Raw genomic sequence first — 23,093 nt, 5'->3', positions numbered from 1 at the left:
CGCGGGAGATCAGGTCTCGCGGCGACGGTCGCGCAGGGAGTCGCCCACTCCGCGCGCGCTCTCGTCGGCCTTGCCCATGGTTTCCTTCGTCTTGCCCTTGACCTGGTCCATCTTGCCTTCGGCCTTCATCCGGTCGTTGCCGGTGACCTTGCCGACGGCCTCCTTCGCCTTGCCCTTGGCCTGGTCCATCTTGCCCTTGGCCTTCTCCGCCATGGTGATCTCCTTTCCGAGAGCCTCACGGGACCGCCTGCCCAGCTTCCGCCGTCCAAACCCGATCGGGTGGAACCGGGCCGCGATGCGGTGCGGGACGCCGCCGACCGGTTACACGCCAAGGGGCGGTGAGGACCGTCAGGAGAGGCAGGCGTTTCGGCATGGACGGCCACGAAGCCACGCACGCGCAGGTCACGCTGTACGTCAACGGCGAACGGCACACCCTCGACCTGGACCACCGCACGACCCTGCTCGACGCGCTGCGCGAGCGGCTCGACCTCACCGGCTCGAAGAAGGGCTGCGACCACGGCCAGTGCGGGGCCTGCACCGTCCTCGTCGACGGCCGGCGGCTCAACAGCTGCCTGCTGCTCGCCGTCGCCCAGGACGGCGCGCGGGTCACCACCGTCGAGGGCCTCGCCGGGCCCGACGGGCGGCCCCACCCGCTCCAGGAGGCCTTCGCGGCCCGGGACGCCTTCCAGTGCGGCTACTGCACGCCCGGCCAGCTCTGCTCGGCCGTCGGCCTGCTCGCCGAGGCGAAGGCGGAGGGCGCGGACCTCACCCGTGAGGCGATCGCCGAACGGCTGAGCGGCAACCTGTGCCGCTGCGGCGCCTACCCGCGCATCGTCGACGCCGTACGGGACGTGGTCGCGTGAAGCCCTTCCACTACGTCCGCCCCGCCGGCCTCGCCGAAGCGGCCGGGGCCCACGGCGGCCGGCCCGGCTCCGCCTACCTCGCCGGCGGCACCAACCTCGTGGACCTGATGAAGCTCGGCGTCGAGCGGCCCGACACCGTCGTGGACATCGCCCGCCTGCTGCCCGCCGACGTCGAGGCCACCGCGGACGGCGGGGTCCGCGTCGGCGCCGGCGTCCGCAACGCCGACCTCGCCACGCACCCGGTCGCCGGGGCCCGCTGTCCGGCCCTCGCCCAGGCCCTCCTCGCCGGGGCGTCGGCGCAGCTGCGCAATGCCGCGACGACCGGCGGCAACCTGCTCCAGCGCACCCGCTGCGGCTACTTCCAGGACGTGTCCAAGGCCTGCAACAAGCGGGAGCCGGGCAGCGGCTGCGCCGCCCTGGACGGCGTCAACCGCGAGCACGCCGTACTCGGGCACTCCCCGCTGTGCGTCGCCACCCACCCCTCCGACCTCGCCGTGGCGCTGAGCGCGCTCGACGCCGAGGTGGAGGTCACCGGCGCCGACGGCGTCCGCAGGGTGCCGCTCGACGGCTTCCTGCGGCTGCCCGGGGAGCACCCCGAGCGGGACACGACGCTGGGGCACGGGGAGCTCGTCACGGCGGTCGTCCTGCCGCCCGGCGTGTTCGGCGTCCCCTCCGCCTACCGCAAGGCCAGGGACCGCGCCTCGTACGCCTTCGCGCTCGCGTCGGCCGCAGCGGTCCTGGAGACCCGGGACGGCCGGATCTCCCGGGTGGCGCTCGCCTTCGGCGGGCTGGCGCACCGGCCCTGGCGGGCCCGGGTCGCCGAGGAGCGCCTGCTGGGGGAGCGGCCGGCGGAAGACGTCCTGCGCACGGCCGTGGACGCGGAACTCCAGGCGGCCCGCCCGCTGCGCGACAACGCCTTCAAGGTGCGCCTCGCCCGCAACCTCGCCGTCGACGTACTGGGCCGGCTCGCCGGGTCCCTGCCGGACTGACCCCGGCGGCCGCCCCGCCCGCCCGGCGGGGTGCGCGCGGCGCGACAGAAGGAGAGACATGGAAGGCTTCACCGCGCTCGGCTCGCCCGCGACCCGGCGGGAGGCCGTGCCGAAGGTCACCGGCACCGCCCGCTACGCCGCCGACCACACCCCGCCCGGCTGCCTGTACGCCTGGCCGGTACCCGCCACCGTGGCGTCCGGCCGGACGGTCCGCGTGGACACGGCCGCGGCCGGGGCGCTGCCCGGCGTGGTGGCCGTGCTCACCGCCTCCGACGCCCCCCGGCTGGGGCCGACCGAGGACGCGGCGCTGCGGCTGCTCCAGGACGCGCGGGTGCCCCACCGCGGCTGGTACGTCGCCCTGGCGGTGGCCGACACCCTGGAGCGGGCCCGGGCCGCCGCCGAGGCCGTGACCGTGACGTACGAGGCCGAGGGCGCCCCCGACGTCCGGCTGTACGAGGAGCACCCCGGCGCCTACGCCCCCGAGAAGGCCAACGGCGGCTACCCCGGGCGCAGCGAGCGGGGCGACGCGCTCGCCGCGTACGCCTCCGCGCCGGTGCGCGTCGACTGCCGGTACACGGTGCCCCCGCTGCACAACCACCCGATGGAGCCGCACGCGGCCACCGCCGTCTGGGACGCGGACGAGGGCCGGCTGACGGTGTACGACTCCAGCCAGGGCGCCAACACCGTCCGCACCGAGCTGGCCTCCCTGTTCGGCCTGCCGGAGGAGCGGATCACCGTGAACTCCGAACACGTGGGCGGCGGATTCGGCTGCAAGGGCACGCCCCGCCCGCACGTCGTGCTCGCCGTCATGGCGGCCCGGCACACCGGCCGGCCCGTGAAGCTCGCCCTGCCCCGCGGCCACCTGCCCGCCGTGGTGGGCCACCGCGCCCCCACCCTGCACCGGCTCCGCATCGGCGCCCGCCCCGACGGCACCCTCACGGCCCTGGCGCACGAGGTCACCACCCACACCTCGCGGATCCGCGAGTTCGTCGAGCAGGCGGCCGTCCCCGCCCGGGTGATGTACGAGGCGCCCGACCTCCTCACCGCGCACCGGGTCGTACCGCTCGACGTCCCCACCCCGTCCTGGATGCGGGCGCCCGGCGAGACGCCCGGCATGTACGCGCTGGAGTCGGCGATGGACGAACTCGCCGACGCCCTGGGCATCGACCCCGTCGAGCTGCGGCTGCGCAACGAGCCGGCCGCGGAGCCGGACAGCGGACGCCCGTACAGCAGCCGCAACCTGGCGGCCTGTCTGCGCGAGGGCGCACGGCGCTTCGGCTGGGCGGACGCCCGCACACCCCGGGCATCCGGCGCCCTGCTGACCGGCGCCGGCGTGGCCGCGTCCACGTACCCGGTGCTGGTGGCCCCCTCCCAGGCGCTCGCGCACGCCCTGCCGGACGGCACCTACCGGGTGGAGGTGGCCGCCACCGACATCGGGACCGGGGCCCGCACCGTCCTGGCCCTGGTCGCCGCCGACGCGCTGGGCGTGCCCGCGGACCGGGTGACGAGCGTGGTCGGGCACACCGGCCTGCCCCAGGCACCGCTCGCGGGCGGCTCGTCCGGTACCGCGTCCTGGGGATGGGCGGTGCACGAGGCCTGCCGTGCGCTCGCACTGAAGCTGGAGCGGCGGGACGGCAACGTCCCCGAGGGCGGGATCTGCGCCTCCGCCGACACCACCGCCGCCGCCAAACAGCGCTCGCCGTACGCGCGCCACGCCTTCGGCGCCCAGTTCGCCGAGGTGCGGGTCGACACGGTGACCGGGGAGGTGCGGGTGCTGCGCATGCTGGGCGTCTTCGCGGCCGGCCGCATCCTCAACCCGCTCACGGCCCGCTCCCAGTTCGTGGGCGGCATGACGATGGGCCTGGGCATGGCCCTCACCGAGCACTCCCCGCTGGATCCGGTGTACGGCGACTTCACCGCGCGCGACCTGGCCTCGTACCACGTGCCGGTGCACGCCGACGTACCCGACATCGAGGCGTACTGGGTGGACGAGCACGACAAGCACCTGAACCCCATGGGCAGCAAGGGGATCGGCGAGATCGGCACGGTGGGCGCGGCCGCCGCCATCGGCAACGCCTTCGCCCGCGCGACCGGCCGCCGGATCCGCGAGCTGCCCCTCACCCCCGACCGGGTCCTCGCCGCCCTGGCCGGGGAAGAGGCCTGAGCGGCGCGGGGTCGGCGCGCACGGTTGCCCCGCCGGAGTGCGGGTAGCCGACGATGAGGAGCCGTCCGGGAGGAAGTCCCATGATCCAGGTGTCGATACCGCTGTTCCCCGCAGAAGACGGGGGTCTGCTGATCCCCGCCGACCACGTCACCGCGCTGCTGCGCCGCCTGGCCGAGGACTGGGTGGACGCCACCGAGACGGGCGAGATGCCCGCCGACGAGCGGACGGTGTCCGACCTGGCCGACGTACTGACCGAGCTCGCCGACCAGATCGACGTCGAGTGCATCGGCTGCGCCTCCGCGCAGGAGGAGCGGAAGGGCTGACGCCCTTCCGCTCCTCCTGTGGTGGCCGGCCGGTCCGGTCTCAGGTCTTCATCTCAGGTCTTCAGCAGGCGGTTGAAGAACGACCGGTAGTGCTGCAGCGCCATGCGCAGGTCCTCGGTGGCCACCTGGTCCCCGCGCTGCCACTGGCCCTGCAGGTCCTGCTTGTGCGTGTTGAACGTCCCGGCGAGGTCCTGCATGAGCTCGGCCACCAGGCTGTCCGCGGAGGTGACCGCCTCCTGCGGGTCGTCGACGAAACGGCCCTGGATCTCGCCCCAGGCGGTGCGGTACCGCTCGGCGTCCGCGGCGGAGACCAGCGGCTGGTCGTCCCCGGCGCCGCCCGGCTCCGCGGGCCCGCCCCGCACGGCGTCGTCGTCCGCGCCGGCCGTGGTGCTCCGGTCGCCGAGCCCCGCCGGTCCGAGGTCGTCGTCCTGGGAGCGCCCGAGCTCCTCGTCCCGGCCGCGTCCGAGGCCGTCGCCCCGGCCGCCGGTGTCCGCGACCTGGTCGTCGCGGCCGGTCAGCGGCGCGTCCCCCTCGTCCTGGCCACCCCTCCGCGCCTCGGACAGGGTGTCCCCGGACGCCTCGCCCGGGTAGACGGGCACCGCGCCCCCGCCGGACTCGTCCGGGCCCGCCAGGTCCTCCGTGCTCAGCGGGGTGCGCTCGGTCGTCTCGTTCTCGTCGTGGTTGCGCATCTCACCGGCTCCTCTGGTCCGTGAGCAGTTCTTCGAACAGGGCGCGGTAGTGCACCATCGCCCCGCGCAGCTCCTCCGTCGTCGCCCGGCCCGCGGAGCTCCGCGTCCGGACGTCGTGCGCCGCGCGGTAGTGCTCCAGCGTGCTGCCGTGCTCGACCGACAGGTCGCGCACCGCCCCCTCGAAGCCCTCGGTGGGGTAGCCGCGTTCCCGCATCAGCCTGGACACCAGGTCGTCGGCCTCGTCGACGGCGCCCGCCGGGCGGTCGACGAAGTGCTCCTGGACGCCCGTCCACTCCTCGGCGTACCGGCGCCGCCGGTCGGCGGGGAGTTCCTTGATGTCGAGCCGGTCGTGCCGGGCCTCACGGGCGCGCAGCTCGCGCTCGGCGGCCAGCGCGCCGCCCTTCTCCTCGACCGTGCGCGCGTACTCCGGCCCGAAGCGGTCGCGCAGATGGCGCCGCCGCGCCAGCAGCCACAGAATCGTGGCGAGGGCGATCACCACGACCACCCCGGCGACGATCACCGCTATGAGCGTGCTTGTGGACATCTTGGGCCTCCGTCCTGGCGGCCTTGCGCCTTTACGGCGCGGCTGCCCACCCTGCTGCCCGACAAACCCGGCGGCCCGGCGCCACACGGTCCCGGACAGCTGCGCGCGCAGGGTGGCGGAGGGCCGTACAGTACATCCGCCCCACCTCCGGCATGGCATCCTCGACCTATGGAGGGCGAGTCCGTGCTACCCGCCGCGGGCGACGCCGCGGCCCCTGAGCTGCTGGCGCTGGCCAGGGTCGTGGCCAGGCTGCGTGCCGAGGTCGTCGACCTGGAGAACGTCGCCTCGATGACGGCCGTCCTTGAACGTGCCAAGGGCGTGGTGATGGCCCAGGCCGGCGTCTCGGCCGACGCCGCGTACCAGCTGCTGGCCGACCGCGCCGCGCAACGCCGTCGCACCGTCCTGGAAGAGTGCTGGATCACGCTGGGGCGGGCGGGCAGCGCCCCTCCCGAGCCGCCGCCGGCCGGCCCACAGGACCCGGCCCCCGTACTCGCCCAGCCGGACGCCTCGCCCTTCCGTACGAGCCGCTACCTCGTCTCCGGAACGCCCCGGGCCGGGAGCCGGTCGCTGCTCGCCCGGCTGGCCCAGGGGCTGGCAGGCGTCCGTACCCCCGACGAGGTCGCGGAGCTGCTGCGGTCGGTGTTCGCCGAGCCGGAGGACGTGGACGCGGTGATGATCTACACCGTGGCGGCCGCCGGCAGCCTGGCGCTCGCCGGACAGGCCGGCGCGGGCGACGCGACGGCCGAACAGTGGCGCCACATCCCCCCGCTCAGCGGGGTGGCCGCCCTGGAGGCGCTCAGCACCGGCGAGGCGGTGTGGCTGGAGGACCCGGACCGGGACGCCGCCCGGTACCTGCTGATCGGCGATCCCCCCGCCCGGTGGCCCTCGCGCGCCTGGCTCCCGGTGCCCGGCAGCGCGCCGGTGACGGCGGTGGTCGGGTTCTTCCGCAGCCGCCAGGGCCCCTTCGACGCCCGCACCCGGACCCTGCTGCGGCGGGCCGTGCGGCTCTGCGGCGGCCTGCTGCGCGAGGACCCGGGTCCGCACGGAGCCGACCCGCTGCGCGACGACGTGACCGCCGTCCAGACCGTCTTCGACGCCGTCGCCGGACCCGCGGTCCTGCTGTCACCGCTGCGCTCGCGCGCGGGGGAGGTCGAGGACTACCGGATCGAGGCGGCCGCACCCGAGTCGGTGGACGTGGCGGGGCGGCGGGGGAAGGAACTGGTCGGCCGGCGGATCCTGGAGACCTATCCGACGGTGGCCGGCACCGCGCTGTGGGAGGGCTACCTCGACGCCCTGACCACCGGGGCGGTGTACGAGGGCGAGCCGTTCGTCTACGAGGAGGTCAGCGCCGGGGTGCCGCAGCAGTCCGTGTACTCCGTGCGCGCGGCCCGGCTGGGGGAGCGGCTGGTGGTGTCGTGGATCCGCCACGACACGAGCGAGCGGGAGACCCGCCGGCTGGCCGACATGCAGCGGCTGGGGAACCTCGGCTGGGCGGGCTGGAACCTGGTCACGGACACCATCACCTGGTCCGACCAGGTCTACGCGATCTTCGACCGGGAGCCGGCGCTGGGCCCGATGCGGCTGGAGGAACTGCCCCGCCACCTGCTGGCGGAGGACCTCCCCAGGCTGGCCTCGGCGGTGCAGCGGCTGCTGGCCGACGGCAGGGCGGTCGACCAGCAGTTCCGCATCAGCACCCGTCAGGGGGTACGGCACCTGCGGATCGTCGCGGAGGCCCAGACGGACGCGGACGGCAGCCCGGTGGAGGTGCACGGCTTCTTCCAGGACCTGACCGCGCAGCGGGACGTCGAACAGGCCCTGCTGGAGAGCGAACGCGCCAACCTCGTCCAGCGCGGCATGCTGAAGGCCGAACGCGCCCTCGCCGCCCGCCTCCAGGACACCCTCCTGCCCATCCCCGAACAGTCGCTGGAGCTGGCCGGCCTGCGCGTCGACGTCGCGTACGTACCCGCCGACAGCGGGATCAACGTCGGCGGCGACTGGTACTCGGCCATCGAACTCCCGGACAGGAGCGCCCTGTTCGTGGTCGGAGACGTCGCCGGACACGGCCTGGGCGCCGTCGGCACCATGGCCCAGCTGCGGTTCACCACCAAGGGCATGACCATCACCGGCTCCCCCCTCCCGGAGGTGCTGCGCCTGCTGAACACCCTCCTGCTGCACACGGCGGTCGATCCGCACGGGGCGACGGCCACCATGGTGATGGGCCGCTACCAGCCCTGGGACCACCGCCTGACCTGGGTACGGGCCGGACACCTGCCGCCCCTGCTGATCCGGGACGGCGAGGCGCGCTTCCTGCCGCAGCCGGAAGGCTGCCTGCTGGGGGCCGCGTACGACTCCTCGTACGGCCAGGAGACGATCGACCTGCTGCCGGGCGACCACCTGCTGCTCTACACGGACGGCCTGGTGGAGGACCCCGGCGAGGACATCGGAGCGGGCCTCGACCGGCTCGCGGACACCGCCCTGCGGCTGCTGCGGGAGGGCCGGGGCGACACCCTCGCCCGCTCCCTGGCGGCGCTGCGGCAACTGAACCGGGACGACATCTGCGTCCTCGACATCAACGTGCCCGGCACCCGCCCCCGGTGATCATGAACGGTGGGCGATGGGGGAGAATCGCCTGCACCGGACATGACCACCGAAGAAGGACAGGAGCACGCCCGTTGAACGAGGAAAGTCGCCAACAGGCCCGGCAGTTCCTCCAGCCGGGGGAGCACCTCATAGCCGCCTGCTCCCACGAACTCGGCCCGGGCGTGCCCACCCCTCCCGAGTCGATGCTCGCGCCGCCGGAACCCCCCGACCTCCAGCGGCGGATCGAGGCGCGCCTGCCCCGCCCGCTGCGGCAGCTGGCCAAGTCCCGGGGCCTCGACCCCCGTCGGTCGAGGCCGGCCGCCGCGGCGGACGCGGCCGACCGGATGCCGGACGCCCTGGACGGCCTCGGCTCGCGCGCGACGCACGGCACGAGCATGGAGGGCGGCTGGGAGAGCGCGGCCGGACACTTCGTCATCGGCCGAGCCAACGTGCGCGGTTCGCTCACCTGCGTGCTGGCCCTCACGGACCGGCGCTGGTTCGGCCTCAGCGACGTCTCGCCGCTGTGGCAGACGACCCCCGTGATGAAGCAGTTCTGGGAAGTGCCCCGTTCGGCCGTGGCCGCCGTGCGCGCCAACCCGACGGGCGCCCTCCAGATGGGCCGTATGGACATCGAGTTCACCGACGGCTCCTGGGTCGCCCTCCTCGCCACGGCGCCCGCGCACGCGAGGCCCTTCGCCGCAGCCTCCGCCCGCTACCGCTGACCCGTCCGCCCAGCCGGCGGTCGACCCGTCCGACGTCTTCGTCGTCGCCGCCCCCGAGACGGCGGTGGCAGAATGACGGAACGTGAGCGAACCCCTGTGCCGCCGGCCCGTCCTGATCGTCGACGCGGCGAACGTCGTGGGCTCCGTGCCCGACGGATGGTGGCGCGACCGCAAGGGTGCCGCGGAGCGGCTGCGCGACCTCCTCGCCGGACGGGACGCGGGCGAGGAGGTCATCCTCGTCGTCGAGGGCGCGGCCCGGGGCGTCGAGTCCGTGCCCGGCGTCCGCGTCGACGCCGCCCCCGGCAGCGGCGACGACCGCATCGTGGAGCTGGCCGCCGCCCATGCGGACCGCCCCTGCGTGGTGGTCACCGCAGACCGGGCGTTGCGCGAACGGGTGAAGGCCTACGGCGCGCAGTGCGCCGGCCCCCGCAGCGTGCGACCGTCCTAGAGGGACACCGCATCCGGCCACGCCCGGGCTCCAACGGGAAAATCCCCCACGGCGACCCTAGGCTGGTGGGCTGTTCGCCGCCGGACCGGAACAACCCGGGCAGACCCGGGCTCCACCGGCGCCCCGGACGCCTCCGGGAGCGAGACGTGAGGGCCCATGGCAGCCACACCTGAGCGTGCTGACCTCACTCTGACGGCCGACGGGGCCAGGCCGGCCGAGGCCGCCCCCGCCCCCGGCCGCGTGGTGTCGCACGGGATCCTGCCCGAAGGCGCTGTGCCCGACCGGGTCGTGTCCGGGCGGGCGGTGTCCGGCGGGGTCCCGCCCGGCGGGGTCCCGCCCGGCGAGGCCGACCGGGCTGTGGCCGGTGGCGGAGAGCCGCCGGGGGGCCCCGGCGCGTACGCCCTGTTCTCCGCCGGGCCCGCCGCCCCGCCCCGCACCCTCCTCGACGTCTTCGACGCCTCCGTACGGGCCCACCCCGACGAACCCGCCCTGGACGACGGCACCTCCCGGCTGACCTACCGGGCCCTGGCCGCGCAGGTCGAGCGCCGGCGGCGGGCGCTCGCGGCCGCCGGGGTGGGGCTCGGCGACCGGGTCGGCGTCCGCATCCCCTCCGGTACCAACGAGCTGTACGTGGCCGTCCTCGCCGTCCTCGCCGCGGGCGCCGCCTACGTGCCGGTCGACGCCGAGGACCCGGACGAGCGGGCCCGGCTGGTCTTCGGCGAAGCCGGCGTACGCGCGGTGATGGGCGCCGGACGGCGCATCGACCCCGTTGACGGCGCGCGCCCCGCCGGCCCCCGCGCTCCCGCCCCCGCCGCCCGGCCCGGCCCCGGACACGACGCGTGGATCATCTTCACCTCCGGCTCCACCGGCAGGCCCAAGGGCGTCGCCGTCAGCCACCGCAGCGCCGCCGCCTTCGTGGACGCCGAGGCCGCCCTGTTCCTCGCCGACGAGCCGATCGGGCCCGGCGACCGGGTCATGGCCGGGCTCTCCGTCGCCTTCGACGCCTCCTGCGAGGAGATGTGGCTGGCCTGGCGCCACGGCGCCTGCCTCGTGCCCGTCCCCCGCCACCGCGTCCGCAGTGGCGCCGACCTCGGTCCGTGGCTGGTGGAGCAGGAGATCACCGTCGTCTCCACCGTGCCGACACTGGCCGCGCTCTGGGAGCCCGCGGCCCTCGACGAGGTCCGGCTGCTGATCTTCGGCGGGGAGGCCTGCCCGCCCGAACTGGCCGCCCGCCTGGTCACCGAGGGCCGCGAGGTCTGGAACACCTACGGCCCCACCGAGACCACCGTCGTCGCCTGCGCCGCCCTCCTGACCGGCGAGGAACCCGTCAGGATCGGACTCCCGCTCGGCGGGTGGGAGCTGGCCGTCGTCGACGCCACGGGCGAGCCCGTCCCCATGGGCGGCAGCGGCCTGCTCGTGATCGGCGGCGCCGGCCTCGCCCGCTACCTCGACCCCGCCAAGGACGCCGAGAAGTACGCCCCGCTGGAATCCCTCGGCTGGCCGCGCGCCTACCGCAGCGGCGACCTCGTGCGCGCCGAACCGGAGGGCCTGGTCTTCCTCGGCAGGAGCGACGAGCAGGTCAAGCTCGGCGGCCGCCGGATCGAACTCGGCGAGGTCGACGCCGCGCTCCAGGCCCTGCCCGGGGTCGCCGGCGCGGCCGCCGCCGTCCGCACCGCCCGCGGCGGCAACCAGCTCCTCGTCGGCTACCTCGTCACCCAGGACGGCTGGGACCGCACCGCCGCGCTCGAACGGCTGCGCGCCGAACTGCCCGCCGCGCTCGTACCGCTGCTCGCGCCGGTCGACGCCCTGCCGACCCGCACCTCCGGCAAGGTCGACCGCGACGCGCTGCCCTGGCCACTGCCGGGACCGGAGACGGCGGGCCCCGCCGAGCAGCTGTACGGCACGGAGGCTTGGCTCGCCGAACAGTGGAGCGAGACCCTCGGCGTCCCCGTGACCGGCCCCGCCGACGACTTCTTCGCGGCCGGCGGCAACAGCCTCGCCGCCGCGCAGCTCACCACCCGGCTGCGCACCCGCTACCCCCGGGTGGCCGTCCTCGACGTCTACCAGAACCCGACGCTGCGCAGACTGGCCCGGCGGCTGGAGAGGTCCGTGCGCGAGGACGGCGCCGCCCGGACCGTCGCACCGGTGCCGCTGCGCTCCAGGGCCGCCCAGTGCCTGCTGCTGCTCCCGCTGTTCACCCTCGTCGGCCTGCGCTGGACGGTGGTCGCGCTGGCCCTGGGCAACCTGCTGCACCGGCTCGGGCCGTACCCGTGGGCGCCGACCGCCTCCTGGTGGTACGTCGCCGCCGGCGCGGCCCTGCTCTTCAGCCCGCCCGGCCGCCTCGCGGTCGCCGCCGGCGGCGCGCGCCTGCTGCTGCGCGGGGTCAGGCCGGGACGCCACCCGCGCGGCGGGAGCGTGCACCTGCGGCTGTGGACGGCCGAACGGCTAGCCGAGTACTCCGGCGCCACCTCCCTCACCGGCCCCTGGCTCCAGCGCTACGCCCGGGCCCTCGGCGCCCGCGTCGGCCCCGAGGTGGACCTGCACTCCCTGCCCCCCGTCACCGGCATGCTCAGGCTCGGCCGCGGCTGCGCCGTGGAGTCGGAGGTGGACCTCTGCGGCCACTGGCTCGACGGTGACCGGCTCGAGATCGGCCCGGTCAGGATCGGCGCGGGCGCGGTGGTCGGCACCCGCAGCACGCTGTTCCCCGGCGCACGGGTCGGCAAGCGCGCCGAGGTGGCACCGGGCTCCGCCGTGACCGGACAGGTCCCGACCGGCCAGCGCTGGGCCGGAGCCCCGGCCGTCAAGCTCGGCCGGGCCAAGCACGACTGGCCGCAGGAGCGCCCGCCGCGCGGCGCCCACTGGCGGGCCGTCTACGGCGCCACCGGCTCCTGCCTCACCGCCCTGCCCCTGCTCGCCGCCCTGCCCGCCCTGCTCGTCGCCGCCCGGTTCGTGCCCGCCGACGCCGGCCCCGCCGAGGCCCTGCGCGGCGCCCTCCTCGCCGTGGTGCCCGGGGCACTCGCCTACGCCCTGGCGTACGCGCTGCTCCTGCTGGCCGCCGTACGGCTGCTCAGCCTCGGACTGCGCACCGGCACCCATCCCACCCACAGCCGCGTCGGCTGGCAGGCCTGGGCGGTGGTCCAGCTGATGGACCTGGCCCGTGCGACGCTCTTCCCGCTGTACGCCGGCCTGGTCACACCGGTGTGGCTGCGGTTGCTCGGCATGCGCGTCGGGCGGGGCGCGGAGGTGTCCACCGTGCTCGCCCTGCCGAGCCTCACCACCGTCGGCGACGGCGCGTTCCTGGCCGACGACACCCTGACCGCCCCCTGCGAACGGGGCGGCGGCTGGGTGCGGATCGGACGCTCCGAGATCGGCCGCCGGGCGTTCCTCGGCAACTCCGGGATGACCGCGCCCGGCCGCACCGTGCCCGACGGAGGGCTGGTCGGCGTCCTCTCCGCCACTCCGAAGAAGGCCAAGAAGGGCAGCTCCTACCTGGGTCTGCCCCCGGTCAGGCTGCCGCGGTCCGCCGCGGCCGCCGACCGCAGCCGTACGTACGACCCGCCCGCGCGGCTCCTGTGGGCGCGCGGGCTCGTCGAGCTGGGCCGGCTGCTCCCCGTGTTCTGCTCGGCCGCGCTGGCCGTCCTCACCCTGGCGGCGCTGTGCGCCCTCGGCTCGGGGAGCGCGCTGGGCGTGGCGGGAGCCGCCCTGGCCTCGGGGGCGGTGCTGCTCACCGCCGGTGCGGCCGCCGCCGCGGTCACCGTCGCCGCGAAGTGGCTGCTGGCGGGCCGCCACCGCCGGGGGGAGCACCCGCTGTGGAGCGGCTCCGTGTGGCGGGGCGAACTGGCCGACACCTTCGTGGAGGTCCTGGCCGTGCCCTGGCTCGCCGGATCGGTACCCGGCACACCGCTGCTGGTCCTGCTGCTGCGCGGGCTCGGGGCGCGCATCGGCCGCGGCGTGTGGTGCGAGAGCCACTGGCTGCCCGAAGCGGACCTCGTGACCCTCGGCGACGCCGTCACCGTGAACCGCGGCTGCGTCCTGCAGACGCACCTCTTCCACGACCGGATCATGCGGACGGATACTGTGGTCCTCCGCGAGGGCGCCACCCTGGGCCCGGGCGGAATCGTCCTGCCCGGGAGCACGGTCGGGGAACGCAGCACCCTGGGTCCCGCCTCCCTCGTGATGGCCGGGGAGTCCGTCCCCGCCGGCACCCGGTGGCTGGGCAATCCGATCGAGGCGTGGCGGTCCTGAGCGGACCCGGGCACAGCGCAGGGAGCGGAACCGGCGATGAGCGGCCAGACGGGGGCGGCGGACCCCTACTTCCCGGACAACGGCGACCACCGGTACCGCGTGCACCGGTACGAACTCGCCCTGGAGTACCGGCCCGGGCCCAACCGCCTCTCCGGGACCGCGCGGCTCAGCGCCATCGCCGGCCCGGCCGCGCTGGCCGAGTTCCAGCTGAACCTGGCCGCGTTCCGCGTCGGCCGGGTCCTGGTGGACGGCCGGGCCCCCCAGTACGCCCACCGGGCCGGCCGGCTGCGCGTCCGGCCGGCCAAACCCCTGCCCGCCACGTCCGCGTTCACCGTCGAGGTGCAGTGGGCGGGCAACCCCAGGCCGGTGCGCAGCCCCTGGGGCGGCATCGGCTGGGAGGAGCTGACCGACGGGGCGCTGGTCGCCAGCCAGCCCGTGGGAGCGCCCTCCTGGTACCCGTGCAACGACCGCCCGGCCGACAAGGCGAGCTACCACATCTCGCTCAACGTCCCTTCCGCCTACACGGTGGCCGCCGTGGGCCGCCTGCTCACCCGCACCACCCGGTCCAGCACCACCACCTGGGTGTACGAGCAGCCCGCGCCCACCCCCAGCTACCTGGTGGGCCTCTCCATCGGCCCGTACCGGACGGTGCTGCTCGGCGACCCCGACTCCGGCGGCGTCCCGCAGAGCGCCCACGTGCCGGCCCGCCTGCTGCCCCGGTTCTCCCACGACTTCGCCCGCCAGCCCGCCATGATGCGGCTCTTCGAGGAGCTGTTCGGCCCCTACCCCTTCGGCGAGTACGCGGTGGTGGTCGCCGACGAGGAGCTGGACGTCCCCGTGGAGGCGCAGGGGCTGTCGCTGTTCGGCGCCAACCACGTGGACGGCGTACGCGGTGCGGAGCGGCTCGTCGCCCACGAGCTGGCGCACCAGTGGTTCGGCAACAGCGTGGGCATCGCGGACTGGCGCCACATCTGGCTCAACGAGGGCTTCGCCAAGTACGCCGAATGGCTCTGGTCGGAGCGCTCCGGCGGCCGCCCCGCGCACGAGCACGCGGCCGCCGCGCACCGCCTGCTGGCCTCGCGGCCCCAGGACCTCAGGCCGGCCGACCCGGGCCGCAAGCTGATGTTCGACGACCGCCTCTACCAGCGGGGCGGCCTCGCGGTGCACGCGGTCCGCTGCGCCCTGGGGGACGGGCGGTTCTTCCGCATGCTCCGCGACTGGACCACCCGGCACCGCCACGGGGTGGTGACCACCGGCGCCTTCACCGCCCATGCGGGCGGCTACGCCCCCGGACCGCTGGACGGCCTGTTCTCGGCCTGGCTGTACGAGCCGGCCCTGCCGCCGCTGCCGCCCCCGCCGTCCGGCGGCGGGGGCGGCTGAGCGGGCGGGGGCGTCACCGCCCGGCGCGGCCGCTCACGAGGGGCCGCTCGCGGTGCAGGGCGCCCAGCGGGATGCGGCGCTCGACGAGCGGCGTGCCGAAGACCGAGAGCTGGAGCTGGAGCTGTCCGTTCAGGTCGAAGCCGCCGTACAGCGCCCAGGAGCCGTTCGCCGAGGTCTTCCCGTCGGAGGACGCGCTCGCCGCGGCGTCCGCCTCGCCGCGCAGGTAGGGGGCGAAGTCCGCGGTGACACCGACGGCCCCGTACAGGCCGACGGAGGCCTCGGCGCCGAGGGCGCCCTTGACGCGCCCGGCGGCGGTGACCGACGCCTTCACGGGGGTGCTGCGCACGGCCGAGGTGCTGACCGGGTTCCAGCCCGTGCCCGCCGCGTAGCTGCCGCCGACGCGGAAGTCGCCCTGGACGTCCTGCCGGACGTCGAGGGTGACCCGGCCGTCGGCCTCCACCTGGACGTAGCAGGTCAGTTCGAGGTTGACGACGACGGGGACCGGGCCCACCTGGATCACGGGGTTGCTGCGGAGCTTGGCGAACGGGATGCGCTTGGGCGCGCCCGTGCTCGCCGCGGCGCGGCCCTTGAGCGCCCACTGCGAGGACCAGTCGCCGCTCATGCCGAGGAAGGCGGCGTCCGGACCGTGGCCCGCGCCCTTGCCGCCGTCGTACGAGAACTCCACGCGGGGCGCGAGCTGTACGAAGCCGGACACCGAGGCGCCCGCGGAGGCGGGGGCGTCCGGGGCGGTGTCGACGGCGGCGTCCACGTCGAGCCGCAGGGTGCCCAGGGGCAGCTTGGCGCCCTCGGGCCCGAACCGGGCCCCCTGGCCCTTCGCCCACGAGAAGGTGACGCCCTTCATGAGGGGCTCGACGACGACCGAGGACGGGTCGACCGGGACCTTGCCGTCGGCCTTGTCGTCGCCGAGGGCGGCGGCCAGCGTCGCCGGAGCGGTCTTCACCTCGGTGCCGCGGTCGGTCTTCCCGACGACCTCGGTGACCTTGGCGAGCAGGCCGTCGGGGGCGCCGGGCGCCGGCGCACTGGCGATCACGTCGCCCACCGCGACGGGCTTGGCGGGGGAGGTAGGAGCGGCGGAGGGACCGGCGGAGGGGCCGGCGGAGCGGCTCGGCGGGGGACCACCGCCCTGCTGGGCGGCGGCTATGACGGCCCGTCCGCTCGTCTTGTCGTAGGAGGCGACCTTCAGAGCGGCCTTCTCCGGGCCCTGATCGCCGCGGGTGCGGGCGATGGGTATGGGGGCGGACGACCCCTGGGGGGCGGCGTCCACGTCCAGTTGGCGCGTCCCGTCGGCGGCGGGAGCGAGGGCGGCGGGGCTGCCGGGCCCGGCCGCGGTCGTGGGAGCCGGAGACGAGCAGCCGGCGGCGGCGAGCGCCAGTGTGGTCAGTCCGGGCACCAGGAGGCGCCTGGCGAGCGTACGCACGTGGGTGTGACCTTCGCATTGGGGGGTGAAAGGCCGTTACCGATGGGTAACGTGAAGGCCGATCATGCCATGCGCGCAGGGTGCCGGTCATATCGGGTCGGGCCCAACTCGCCTGCCTGACAGGGTTGTTGAAGTTTCATGCACGGAGCGAGCGGGTCAGCGCTGCCAGATCCTGCGGTACGCCTCGCGGTAACCGGGCGGGTCCCAGGAGACGGCCCCCCGGCTGTTGGCCGCCGTGGCGATGTGGACGGGGGCGACGTAGCCGCTCGCCGGCCGGCCGGCGAAGGCCCGGTTGAACTCGTCGACGATCTGCCAGCCCTGCTGGGACAGCGGCTCGGGCACCGTGGCGGCCTGGTACTGGCCCGAGTTGATGCGCTGGAAGGCGGAGGGGTCGCCGTCGCCCGCGCCGATGTTCAGCGGCGGACCCCCGCCGGGCCGCCCGGCCGCGCGCAGGGCCGCCGCCGCGTCCGCGAAGTACAGGTCGTTGATGGCGACCGAACGGCTCCACTCCTTCCGGAACCGGGACAGGAGCGAGGAGACCGCCTGCGGGGTGCGGCTGCTCGCGTCCGGGATCGGGATGTTCTCGTACGCCAGGATCCGCACCCCGGGGCAGGTGGCCAGCTCCCGCTTGATCAGCTCGGCCTTGTTGCGGGCGAAGGGGATCGAGTCGTCGGTGAACAGGACCACCCCGGCCGCGCCGCGCGACCCGGCGATGACCCAGTCGGCGCTGATCCGCGCCACGTCCTCCACCTCGGTGGTCACGTTGGTGAAGAGCGCCGGGTCCCTGCTCGGCCCGGGGGCGTCCACGGCGTGCCAGCCGATCACCGGGATGTGCACCGCCCCCGCCCGCGCCATCTGCTGCGCCGTCAGGCGGGGGTCGAAGCCGCCGATCACGATGCCCGACGGCTTGAGGGTGACGGCCTGGCCGAGCGCCGCCTGGATGCCGGCCGGCGTGCCCTCCCCGTCGATCACCCGGACCGGCCAGCCGATGGCCCGCCCCGCCTCCTCGACCCCCTTCGCGACGCCCGCGACGCCGGGGTTGGTCATGGTCTGGGCGACGTAGACGAGGCTGCGCCCGGGGACCGCGGCGGGGCCGGTGGCGGGGCCGTTCCAGGACGCTCCGGTGCCCTCGGCCCGCCGCACGGCCGCCTCGGCCCGGGCGAGGGCGGCCGGGCAGCCGCCCTCCGACGGCCCGCTCCCGGCCGACGGGCCCCGCCCGCAGCCGGCCAGGAGGACGGCGGCCGCTGCGAGCAGGGCCGCGGTGGTGAGGGGGGTGCTGCGGTTCGGGTACACGGTGCTCCTGGCGTGGTGCGCGTACGGGGACTACGGGGTGGGCCCGGGCGGCCGGCGGGACGCGGCGGCCCCGGCGCGCAGCCGGCGGCGGGCCGCGTAACCGGCCAGGCCGACGGCGATGAGCAGGGTCGCGCCGTTGAACAGCGGGGTGGCCCAGAACTGGGCGCCGAGCTGGCCGATCCCGGCGAGCCCGACGGCGAGCACGGCGACGGCCACGACCGTGCCGAGGGCGTTGGCGCGGCCGGGCCGGATCGTGGTGGACCCGAGCAGGGCGCCCACGAAGGCCGGCAGCAGGTAGTCCAGCCCGACGCTCGGGTTGCCGGTCTGCTGCTGGGCGGCGAGGAGCACCCCGGCGAAGCCCGTGACCAGGCCCGAGCCGGCGAAGGCCGCCACGCAGTAGGCACGCGTGGGGATGCCGAGGACGGCGGCGGCCCGCGGGCTGGAGCCGATGACGTACAGGCAGCGGCCGGCCGGCAGCCGCTCCAGCACCACCCACAGCACGGCCGCGACGGCCAGGACGTAGAAGGCGGGCAGCGGCAGCCCGAGGAACCGGGAGCCGTAGAGCGCGGTGAAGGAGGCGGGCAGACCCTGCGGACCGGGGACGATCCGGGCGCCGTCGGTGATCCAACCGGTGACGGCGTACATCATGCTGCCGGTGCCGAGCGTGGCGATGAAGGAGTCGATCTGCCCGAACTCCACGATGACGCCGGCCAGCGCGCCGGCCGCCGCGCCCGCGCACACCACCACCAGGCAGGCCAGGGGCCAGGGCCAGCCCTCGGTGACCACGAGCCGCATCACCATGACGTGCGCCAGCCCGAGGCCGTAGCCGATCGACAGGTCGAACCTGCCGGTGGCGATCGGGATCGTCGCGCCGAGCGCCAGGACGGCGGGGATGGCCTGGCTGGACAGGATCGCCGCGACGTTGTCCCGGGTGGGGAAGGTGTCCGGCAGGACGAGGGAGAAGACCAGGAACAGCAGGGCGGCGAGGACCGGCAGGCCGTAGCTGCCGACGTGGCGGCCGTGCAGGCGGTCCAGCGGGGAACGGGACGAGAGGGAACGGGTCATGGGCCGGGCACGGCTTTGGTGACGGCCGGTACGGCCGAGGCGGTCCGGGTGAGCGCGGCCACGGTCAGGTCCGGGCCGGCCAGTTCGGCGTGGACGGTTCCGCGGACGAAGACCAGGGCGCGGTGGCACACGTCCGCGACCTCCTCGAAGTCGCCGGAGACGAGCAGCACCCCCAGCCCCGACGCCGCCGCCTCGTCGAGCAGCCGGTGGATCACGGCCTTGGCACCCACGTCCACACCGGCCGTCGGCTCCTCCAGGACGAGCAGCCGCAGGCCTCCCCGCAGCCACCGGCCCACCACCACCTTCTGCTGGTTGCCGCCCGAGAGGGTGGCGATCGGCACCTCGCTGTCGCGCGGGTGTACGGAGAACCGGTCGATCAGGGCGGCCGCCCCGGCGCGCTCGCGCCGCGGCGCGGTCCAGCGCCACCAGGGAACACCGGCGGCGCGGGGGTTCGCCAGGAAGTTCTCCCGCACCGTCAGGTCCGGGGCCAGGCCCTCCTCCTGGCGGTTCCCGGCCACGAAGCCGACACCGGCGCGGAGGGCGCCCGCGACGGTGCGCGGGTGGTACGGGCGGCCCCCGAGCAGCACCCGGCCGCCGCGCACCGGCCGTACTCCGGCCAGGGCGCGGCCCACCTCCCGGTGCCCGGCGCCGGTCAGGCCGACCATGCCGAGGACCTCGCCGGCGCGCAGCTCCAGGCCGACCGGTCCAGCGTGCGCGGTCCGTACGCCGTCGAGACGCAGCAGGGGCGCTCCCGCGGGCCCGGCGGCGGGCCGCCGCCGGGCCGGCTCGTGGCCCACGACGGCCTGCACCAGCCGGGCCGGGCCGTAGTCCGCCACCGCGCCCCGCTCGACCAGCCGGCCGTCGCGCAGGACGGCGAAACCGTCCGCGACCCGGTACACCTCGTCGAGCCGGTGGGTGACGTAGAGGATGCCGTGCCCCCGGTCGCGCAGGGTGTGCAGCACTCCGAACAGCCGGGCGCAGTCGGCGGCCGGCAGCGTGGCGGTCGGCTCGTCGAGCACGATGACCTCGGCCCGCGCGGCCAGCGCCCGGGCGATGGCGACCAGCGAGCGCTCGGCGGGGGCCAGATCGGCGATCCGGGCGTCGGCGTCGAGGTGCCCGGCGACCACCGCGAGGGCTTCCCCGCACTGCTCCCGGGTGCGGCGCCAGGAGATCAGGCCCGCGCGGCGCGGGTAGCCGGTGCCCAGGGCGATGTTCTCGGCGACCGTCATCCACTCGACCAGACCGAGGTCCTGGTGGATGAACGACAGGTGCCGGGCTGCGCCGTGGGAGCCGAGGGGCTGCCCGGCCACCGTCACCCGGCCCGCGTCGGCGCGGTGGACCCCGGCGAGCACCTTGATGAGGGTGGACTTCCCGGCGCCGTTGGGGCCGAGCAGGGCGAGGACGCTGCCCCGGTGGAGGTCGAGGTCGACCGAGTCCAGCGCGAGGGTGCCGCCGAAGCGCTTGCACAGACCGCGCACGCGCACCAGAGGTTCTCCACCGAAGCGCGGAGGTGGGCTCATTCCCCGACTCTAGAGGATCATCGGGCGCGATCAGGTCACGCCGCGTCCAGGGCGCACTCGGCCCAGATGACCTTCCCCTCGGGCGTGTAGCGGGTGCCCCAGGCCTGGGCGAGCTGCGCCACCAGGAACAGGCCCCGCCCGCCCTCGTCGGTGTTGGCCGCCTGACGCATGCGCGGGGCGGTGCTGCTGGCGTCGTACACCTCGCAGATCAGGGTGCGGTCGTGGATGAGGCGTACCCGGATGGGCTCGGCGCCGTAGCGGATGCCGTTCGTGACCAGCTCGCTGAGCAGCAGTTCGGTCGCGAAGGCGGATTCCTCCAGGCCCCAGCTGCTGAGCTGCCCCAGGGCGGCTGCGCGCACGTCGCAGACGCGGGCCGGGTCGGCCGGCAGCTCCCAGGTGGCGATCCGGTCGGCGGGCGTGGCACGGGTACGGGCGACGAGGAGCGCGATGTCGTCGGCCGGGTGCTCGGGGGCCAGGGCGTCGAGGAGCGCCCGGCAGGTGTCCTCGGGGGAGCGGCCGGGGTCGGCGGCCAGGGTGCGCCGGAGCTCGTCCAGGGCCACGTCGATGTCGCGGTGGCGGTCCTCGACGAGCCCGTCGGTGTACAGGACCAGCCGGCTGCCTTCCGGAAGGTGCAGTTCGGCCGATTCGAAGGGCAGACCGCCCAGGCCCAGAGGGGGGCCGGCGGGCAGGTCGGGGAAGGAGACGGTGCCGTCGGGCAGGACCAGCGCGGGCGGCGGGTGGCCGGCGCGGGCCATCACGCACCGCTGCGTCGTCGGGTCGTAGACCGCGTACAGGCAGGAGGCGCCGACGATGGCGGTCCCGCCGAAGGCCGGGTCGTCCCCGCCCTCCTCCCGGTCCAGCCGCACCATGAGGTTGTCCAGGTGGGTGAGGAGCTCGTCGGGGGCCAGTTCCAGCTCGGCGAAGTTGCGGGCGGCGGTGCGCAGCCGGCCCATGGTCGCCGCCGCGTGCAGCCCGTGGCCGACGACGTCGCCGACGAGGAGGGCGACGCGGGTCCCGGACAGAGGGATGACGTCGAACCAGTCGCCGCCCACGCCGGTTTCGGCGGGCAGGTAGCGGTGGGCGACCTCGACGGCGCTCTGTTCGGGCAGGCCGCGGGGGAGCAGGCTCCGCTGGAGGGTCAGGGCCAGCGTGTGCTCGCGGGTGTAGCGGCGGGCGTTGTCGATGCACAGGGCGGCGCGGGCGGCGAGTTCCTTGGCCAGGGCGCGGTCGTCGTCACTGTACGGGGCGGGGTTGCGGGAACGGTAGAAGCCGGCGACCCCCAGGACGACGCCGCGCGCGAGCAGCGGGACGGTGACGAGGGAGTGGATGTTGTGGGCGAGGAGCAGCTCGGCGTGGTCCGGGTCCTGGGCGATCCAGCCGAAGGCCGCCTTCAGGTCGGGCTCCAGCACCGGCTGCCCGGTGGCCAGACAGCGCATGTGGGGCGTGGTCGGTCGCAGCTCCACCCGCTCGCCGACCGGGTAGAAGGGGCAGTCGTCGCGGATGCCGTGGACCACCGTGCGGTGCAGTTCGCCGGTGGGGTCCGCCGACTCCTCCCCGCGCAGGACGGATTCGGGCACGTCGACGGTGACGAAGTCGGCCAGTCTCGGGACCGCCGTGTCGGCCAGTTCCCAGGCGGTGCGGCCCACGTCCAGCGTCGTGCCGATCCGGGTGCTGGCCTCGGCCAGCAGCTCCAGGCGGCGCCGGGCCGCGACGGCGTACTTCCCCACCTCCGGCTCGCCCACCAGCACCAGGCCCCGCACCGCGCCGCGCCCGGAGCCGGCGGGGGCCGAACCGGGCGGAAGGCGCCCGGGCGGCGGCGGGGCGGCGTGCGCAAGGGCCGGGGCTTGGGTGGGAGCGGGGGCGTGGGTGGGAGCGGGGGCGTGCCGCTCCTCCTCGTCGGGGAGCAGTGCCTCGACGACGACCCCCTCCACCCCGGAGGGGCTCGTCACCGGGCGGCTGACCAGGGTGACCCGCCGTCCGCGGGACAGAGACACCTCCGCGGCGGCCCGGCGCGCGCCGGACAGCAGTTCGGTGGCCTTCTCCTTGAGGGTCGTCCGGTCGCTCTGCTCCAGCTCGCTCAGCAGCAGCTCCGCCAGGGTCAGCGGATGCCCGTCGAGGGCGGCCGCCCCGACGGTCCGGGCGCGCAGCCGGCTCCCGGCCTCCAGGTAGGCCTGAAGCAGGTCGCGCTCGCGGGCCGAACTCTGCTCCATCAGCCGCCGCTCGATCGCTTCGGCGGCCTTGCGCACCACCGGGGCCAGCGCTGGGTCCGCGTCCGTATAGGGGTAGCCGAGGCACAGGACGCCCTCGATGTGCCCGCTGAGCCGGTCCCGAACGGGCACCGCGGTACACGCGCTCGACTGGGACCGCTCGGCGAAGTGCTCGGCGCCGTTGACCTGCACGAGCTGCCGCTCCGCGAGGGTGAGGCCGATCCCGTTCGTCCCCGCCACCCGCTCGGCGAAGACGAAGCCGGGCTGCGTCTGGATGGCGGGCAGCCGGCCGGGCAGCGACTTGTCGCCGAACCGCCGTTCGAGGACGGTGCCGTGGCCGTCGGCGAGGCAGATGTTCATCCGGCTGCCCGCGAAGATGGACGCCAGCCGGTCGAGCACGGGCGCGGCGGCGCGCACGAGGGGGCCGTCCGCGTCGAAGTCGTGCGTGAAGGGGAGCTCGGTCTGGTCCGGTGACAGTCCGAGCAGCATGCTGCGCTGCCACGAGCTCAGGATCGGACTGCGCACGCTGCGCACGACCGACTCGGCGGAGCCGCCGTGCAGGAACCGGTCGCGGGACTGCACGGGGCCGATGCGGTCGTCCACGAGACCCATGAGCACCACTT

The 23,093-nt window shown here is 75.6% G+C and carries 17 protein-coding genes; 9 read left to right on the top strand and 8 right to left on the bottom strand.

Annotated elements, in window-relative coordinates; all coding sequences use genetic code 11:
• Nucleotides 1–9: 9 nt before the first annotated feature.
• Nucleotides 10–213: a CsbD family protein gene (locus tag AB0D45_RS12650; RefSeq protein ID WP_362457760.1), complete on the bottom strand. Its 204-nt coding sequence runs from the start codon at nucleotides 211–213 to the stop codon at nucleotides 10–12.
• A 158-nt stretch (nucleotides 214–371) separates the two neighbouring features.
• On the opposite strand from AB0D45_RS12650, the gene AB0D45_RS12645 reads away from it, so the two are divergent.
• From AB0D45_RS12645 to AB0D45_RS12630, 4 genes are all read left to right on the top strand, one after another.
• Nucleotides 372–863 (top strand): 2Fe-2S iron-sulfur cluster-binding protein, encoded by a 492-nt coding sequence (locus tag AB0D45_RS12645; protein WP_362457757.1) that lies wholly within the window; start codon nucleotides 372–374, stop codon nucleotides 861–863.
• The gene (locus AB0D45_RS12640) at nucleotides 860–1,852 is read left to right on the top strand and encodes a xanthine dehydrogenase family protein subunit M (RefSeq protein ID WP_362457754.1); all 993 of its coding nucleotides are present in this window, start codon (nucleotides 860–862) and stop codon (nucleotides 1,850–1,852) included. The genes AB0D45_RS12645 and AB0D45_RS12640 overlap by 4 nt, the downstream gene beginning before the upstream one ends.
• 58 nt (nucleotides 1,853–1,910) lie before the next feature.
• On the top strand, nucleotides 1,911–4,016 hold the full coding sequence (locus AB0D45_RS12635) for a xanthine dehydrogenase family protein molybdopterin-binding subunit (RefSeq protein WP_362457751.1): 2,106 nt from the start codon (nucleotides 1,911–1,913) through the stop codon (nucleotides 4,014–4,016).
• A gap of 80 nt (nucleotides 4,017–4,096) precedes the next feature.
• Complete coding sequence (locus AB0D45_RS12630; protein WP_362457748.1) at nucleotides 4,097–4,339, top strand: DUF6213 family protein; 243 nt, start codon at nucleotides 4,097–4,099, stop codon at nucleotides 4,337–4,339.
• Nucleotides 4,340–4,392: 53 nt separating this feature from the next.
• Here the strand turns inward: AB0D45_RS12630 and AB0D45_RS12625 are convergent, their stop codons facing one another.
• Both AB0D45_RS12625 and AB0D45_RS12620 read right to left on the bottom strand, forming a co-directional pair.
• A complete protein-coding gene (locus AB0D45_RS12625) occupies nucleotides 4,393–5,028 on the bottom strand; it encodes a hypothetical protein (protein WP_362457745.1) in 636 nt (211 codons plus the stop codon).
• Nucleotide 5,029: 1 nt separating this feature from the next.
• A complete protein-coding gene (locus AB0D45_RS12620) occupies nucleotides 5,030–5,572 on the bottom strand; it encodes a hypothetical protein (protein WP_361610641.1) in 543 nt (180 codons plus the stop codon).
• 168 nt (nucleotides 5,573–5,740) lie between these two features.
• Between AB0D45_RS12620 and AB0D45_RS12615 the strand changes: the two genes are divergently transcribed.
• From AB0D45_RS12615 to AB0D45_RS12595, 5 genes are all read left to right on the top strand, one after another.
• Nucleotides 5,741–8,170 carry a SpoIIE family protein phosphatase gene (locus AB0D45_RS12615; RefSeq protein ID WP_362457741.1) on the top strand — a complete coding sequence of 810 codons (2,430 nt, stop codon included), beginning with the start codon at nucleotides 5,741–5,743 and terminating at the stop codon, nucleotides 8,168–8,170.
• Nucleotides 8,171–8,244: 74 nt separating this feature from the next.
• Nucleotides 8,245–8,874 carry a hypothetical protein gene (locus AB0D45_RS12610; protein WP_362457738.1) on the top strand — a complete coding sequence of 210 codons (630 nt, stop codon included), beginning with the start codon at nucleotides 8,245–8,247 and terminating at the stop codon, nucleotides 8,872–8,874.
• A gap of 82 nt (nucleotides 8,875–8,956) precedes the next feature.
• Nucleotides 8,957–9,322, top strand: coding sequence for an NTP pyrophosphohydrolase (locus tag AB0D45_RS12605; RefSeq protein WP_362457735.1), 366 nt, complete (start codon nucleotides 8,957–8,959; stop codon nucleotides 9,320–9,322).
• Nucleotides 9,323–9,478: 156 nt separating this feature from the next.
• A complete protein-coding gene (locus AB0D45_RS12600; RefSeq protein WP_362457732.1) occupies nucleotides 9,479–13,567 on the top strand; it encodes a Pls/PosA family non-ribosomal peptide synthetase in 4,089 nt (1,362 codons plus the stop codon).
• A gap of 36 nt (nucleotides 13,568–13,603) precedes the next feature.
• Nucleotides 13,604–14,947, top strand: coding sequence for a M1 family metallopeptidase (locus AB0D45_RS12595; RefSeq protein WP_362457729.1), 1,344 nt, complete (start codon nucleotides 13,604–13,606; stop codon nucleotides 14,945–14,947).
• A 13-nt stretch (nucleotides 14,948–14,960) separates the two neighbouring features.
• Here the strand turns inward: AB0D45_RS12595 and AB0D45_RS12590 are convergent, their stop codons facing one another.
• The 5 genes from AB0D45_RS12590 to AB0D45_RS12570 all read right to left on the bottom strand — a co-directional run bounded on the left by AB0D45_RS12590 (nucleotide 14,961) and on the right by AB0D45_RS12570 (nucleotide 23,082).
• Entirely contained in the window at nucleotides 14,961–16,385 is a 1,425-nt protein-coding gene (locus AB0D45_RS12590; RefSeq protein ID WP_362457726.1) for a hypothetical protein, read from the bottom strand.
• Nucleotides 16,386–16,541: 156 nt separating this feature from the next.
• Nucleotides 16,542–17,678 carry a substrate-binding domain-containing protein gene (locus AB0D45_RS12585; protein ID WP_362457723.1) on the bottom strand — a complete coding sequence of 379 codons (1,137 nt, stop codon included), beginning with the start codon at nucleotides 17,676–17,678 and terminating at the stop codon, nucleotides 16,542–16,544.
• Nucleotides 17,679–17,708: 30 nt separating this feature from the next.
• The gene (locus AB0D45_RS12580; protein ID WP_362457720.1) at nucleotides 17,709–18,743 is read right to left on the bottom strand and encodes an ABC transporter permease; all 1,035 of its coding nucleotides are present in this window, start codon (nucleotides 18,741–18,743) and stop codon (nucleotides 17,709–17,711) included.
• Nucleotides 18,740–20,263 carry a sugar ABC transporter ATP-binding protein gene (locus AB0D45_RS12575; RefSeq protein ID WP_362457717.1) on the bottom strand — a complete coding sequence of 508 codons (1,524 nt, stop codon included), beginning with the start codon at nucleotides 20,261–20,263 and terminating at the stop codon, nucleotides 18,740–18,742. Before AB0D45_RS12575 ends, AB0D45_RS12580 begins: the two co-directional genes overlap by 4 nt.
• A 35-nt stretch (nucleotides 20,264–20,298) precedes the next feature.
• Nucleotides 20,299–23,082: a SpoIIE family protein phosphatase gene (locus tag AB0D45_RS12570; RefSeq protein ID WP_362457714.1), complete on the bottom strand. Its 2,784-nt coding sequence runs from the start codon at nucleotides 23,080–23,082 to the stop codon at nucleotides 20,299–20,301.
• Nucleotides 23,083–23,093: the final 11 nt, after the last annotated feature.

The organism is Streptomyces sp. NPDC048352 (assembly GCF_040651895.1).
Classification (GTDB): domain Bacteria; phylum Actinomycetota; class Actinomycetes; order Streptomycetales; family Streptomycetaceae; genus Streptomyces.
The sequence above is the reverse complement of the archived record's forward strand: the minus strand, read 5'-3'. Positions and strand labels throughout refer to the sequence as shown.

Bases quoted from the DNA above. Each gene is read 5' to 3' on its own strand.
- AB0D45_RS12650 (WP_362457760.1), bottom strand. From the start codon at position 213: ATGGCGGAGAAGGCCAAGGGCAAGATGGACCAGGCCAAGGGCAAGGCG.
- AB0D45_RS12645 (WP_362457757.1), top strand. From the start codon at position 372: ATGGACGGCCACGAAGCCACGCACGCGCAGGTCACGCTGTACGTCAAC.
- AB0D45_RS12635 (WP_362457751.1), top strand. From the start codon at position 1,911: ATGGAAGGCTTCACCGCGCTCGGCTCGCCCGCGACCCGGCGGGAGGCC.
- AB0D45_RS12630 (WP_362457748.1), top strand. From the start codon at position 4,097: ATGATCCAGGTGTCGATACCGCTGTTCCCCGCAGAAGACGGGGGTCTG.
- AB0D45_RS12625 (WP_362457745.1), bottom strand. From the start codon at position 5,028: ATGCGCAACCACGACGAGAACGAGACGACCGAGCGCACCCCGCTGAGC.
- AB0D45_RS12620 (WP_361610641.1), bottom strand. From the start codon at position 5,572: ATGTCCACAAGCACGCTCATAGCGGTGATCGTCGCCGGGGTGGTCGTG.
- AB0D45_RS12615 (WP_362457741.1), top strand. From the start codon at position 5,741: ATGGAGGGCGAGTCCGTGCTACCCGCCGCGGGCGACGCCGCGGCCCCT.
- AB0D45_RS12600 (WP_362457732.1), top strand. From the start codon at position 9,479: ATGGCAGCCACACCTGAGCGTGCTGACCTCACTCTGACGGCCGACGGG.
- AB0D45_RS12595 (WP_362457729.1), top strand. From the start codon at position 13,604: ATGAGCGGCCAGACGGGGGCGGCGGACCCCTACTTCCCGGACAACGGC.
- AB0D45_RS12580 (WP_362457720.1), bottom strand. From the start codon at position 18,743: ATGACCCGTTCCCTCTCGTCCCGTTCCCCGCTGGACCGCCTGCACGGC.
- AB0D45_RS12575 (WP_362457717.1), bottom strand. From the start codon at position 20,263: ATGAGCCCACCTCCGCGCTTCGGTGGAGAACCTCTGGTGCGCGTGCGC.
- AB0D45_RS12570 (WP_362457714.1), bottom strand. From the start codon at position 23,082: ATGGGTCTCGTGGACGACCGCATCGGCCCCGTGCAGTCCCGCGACCGG.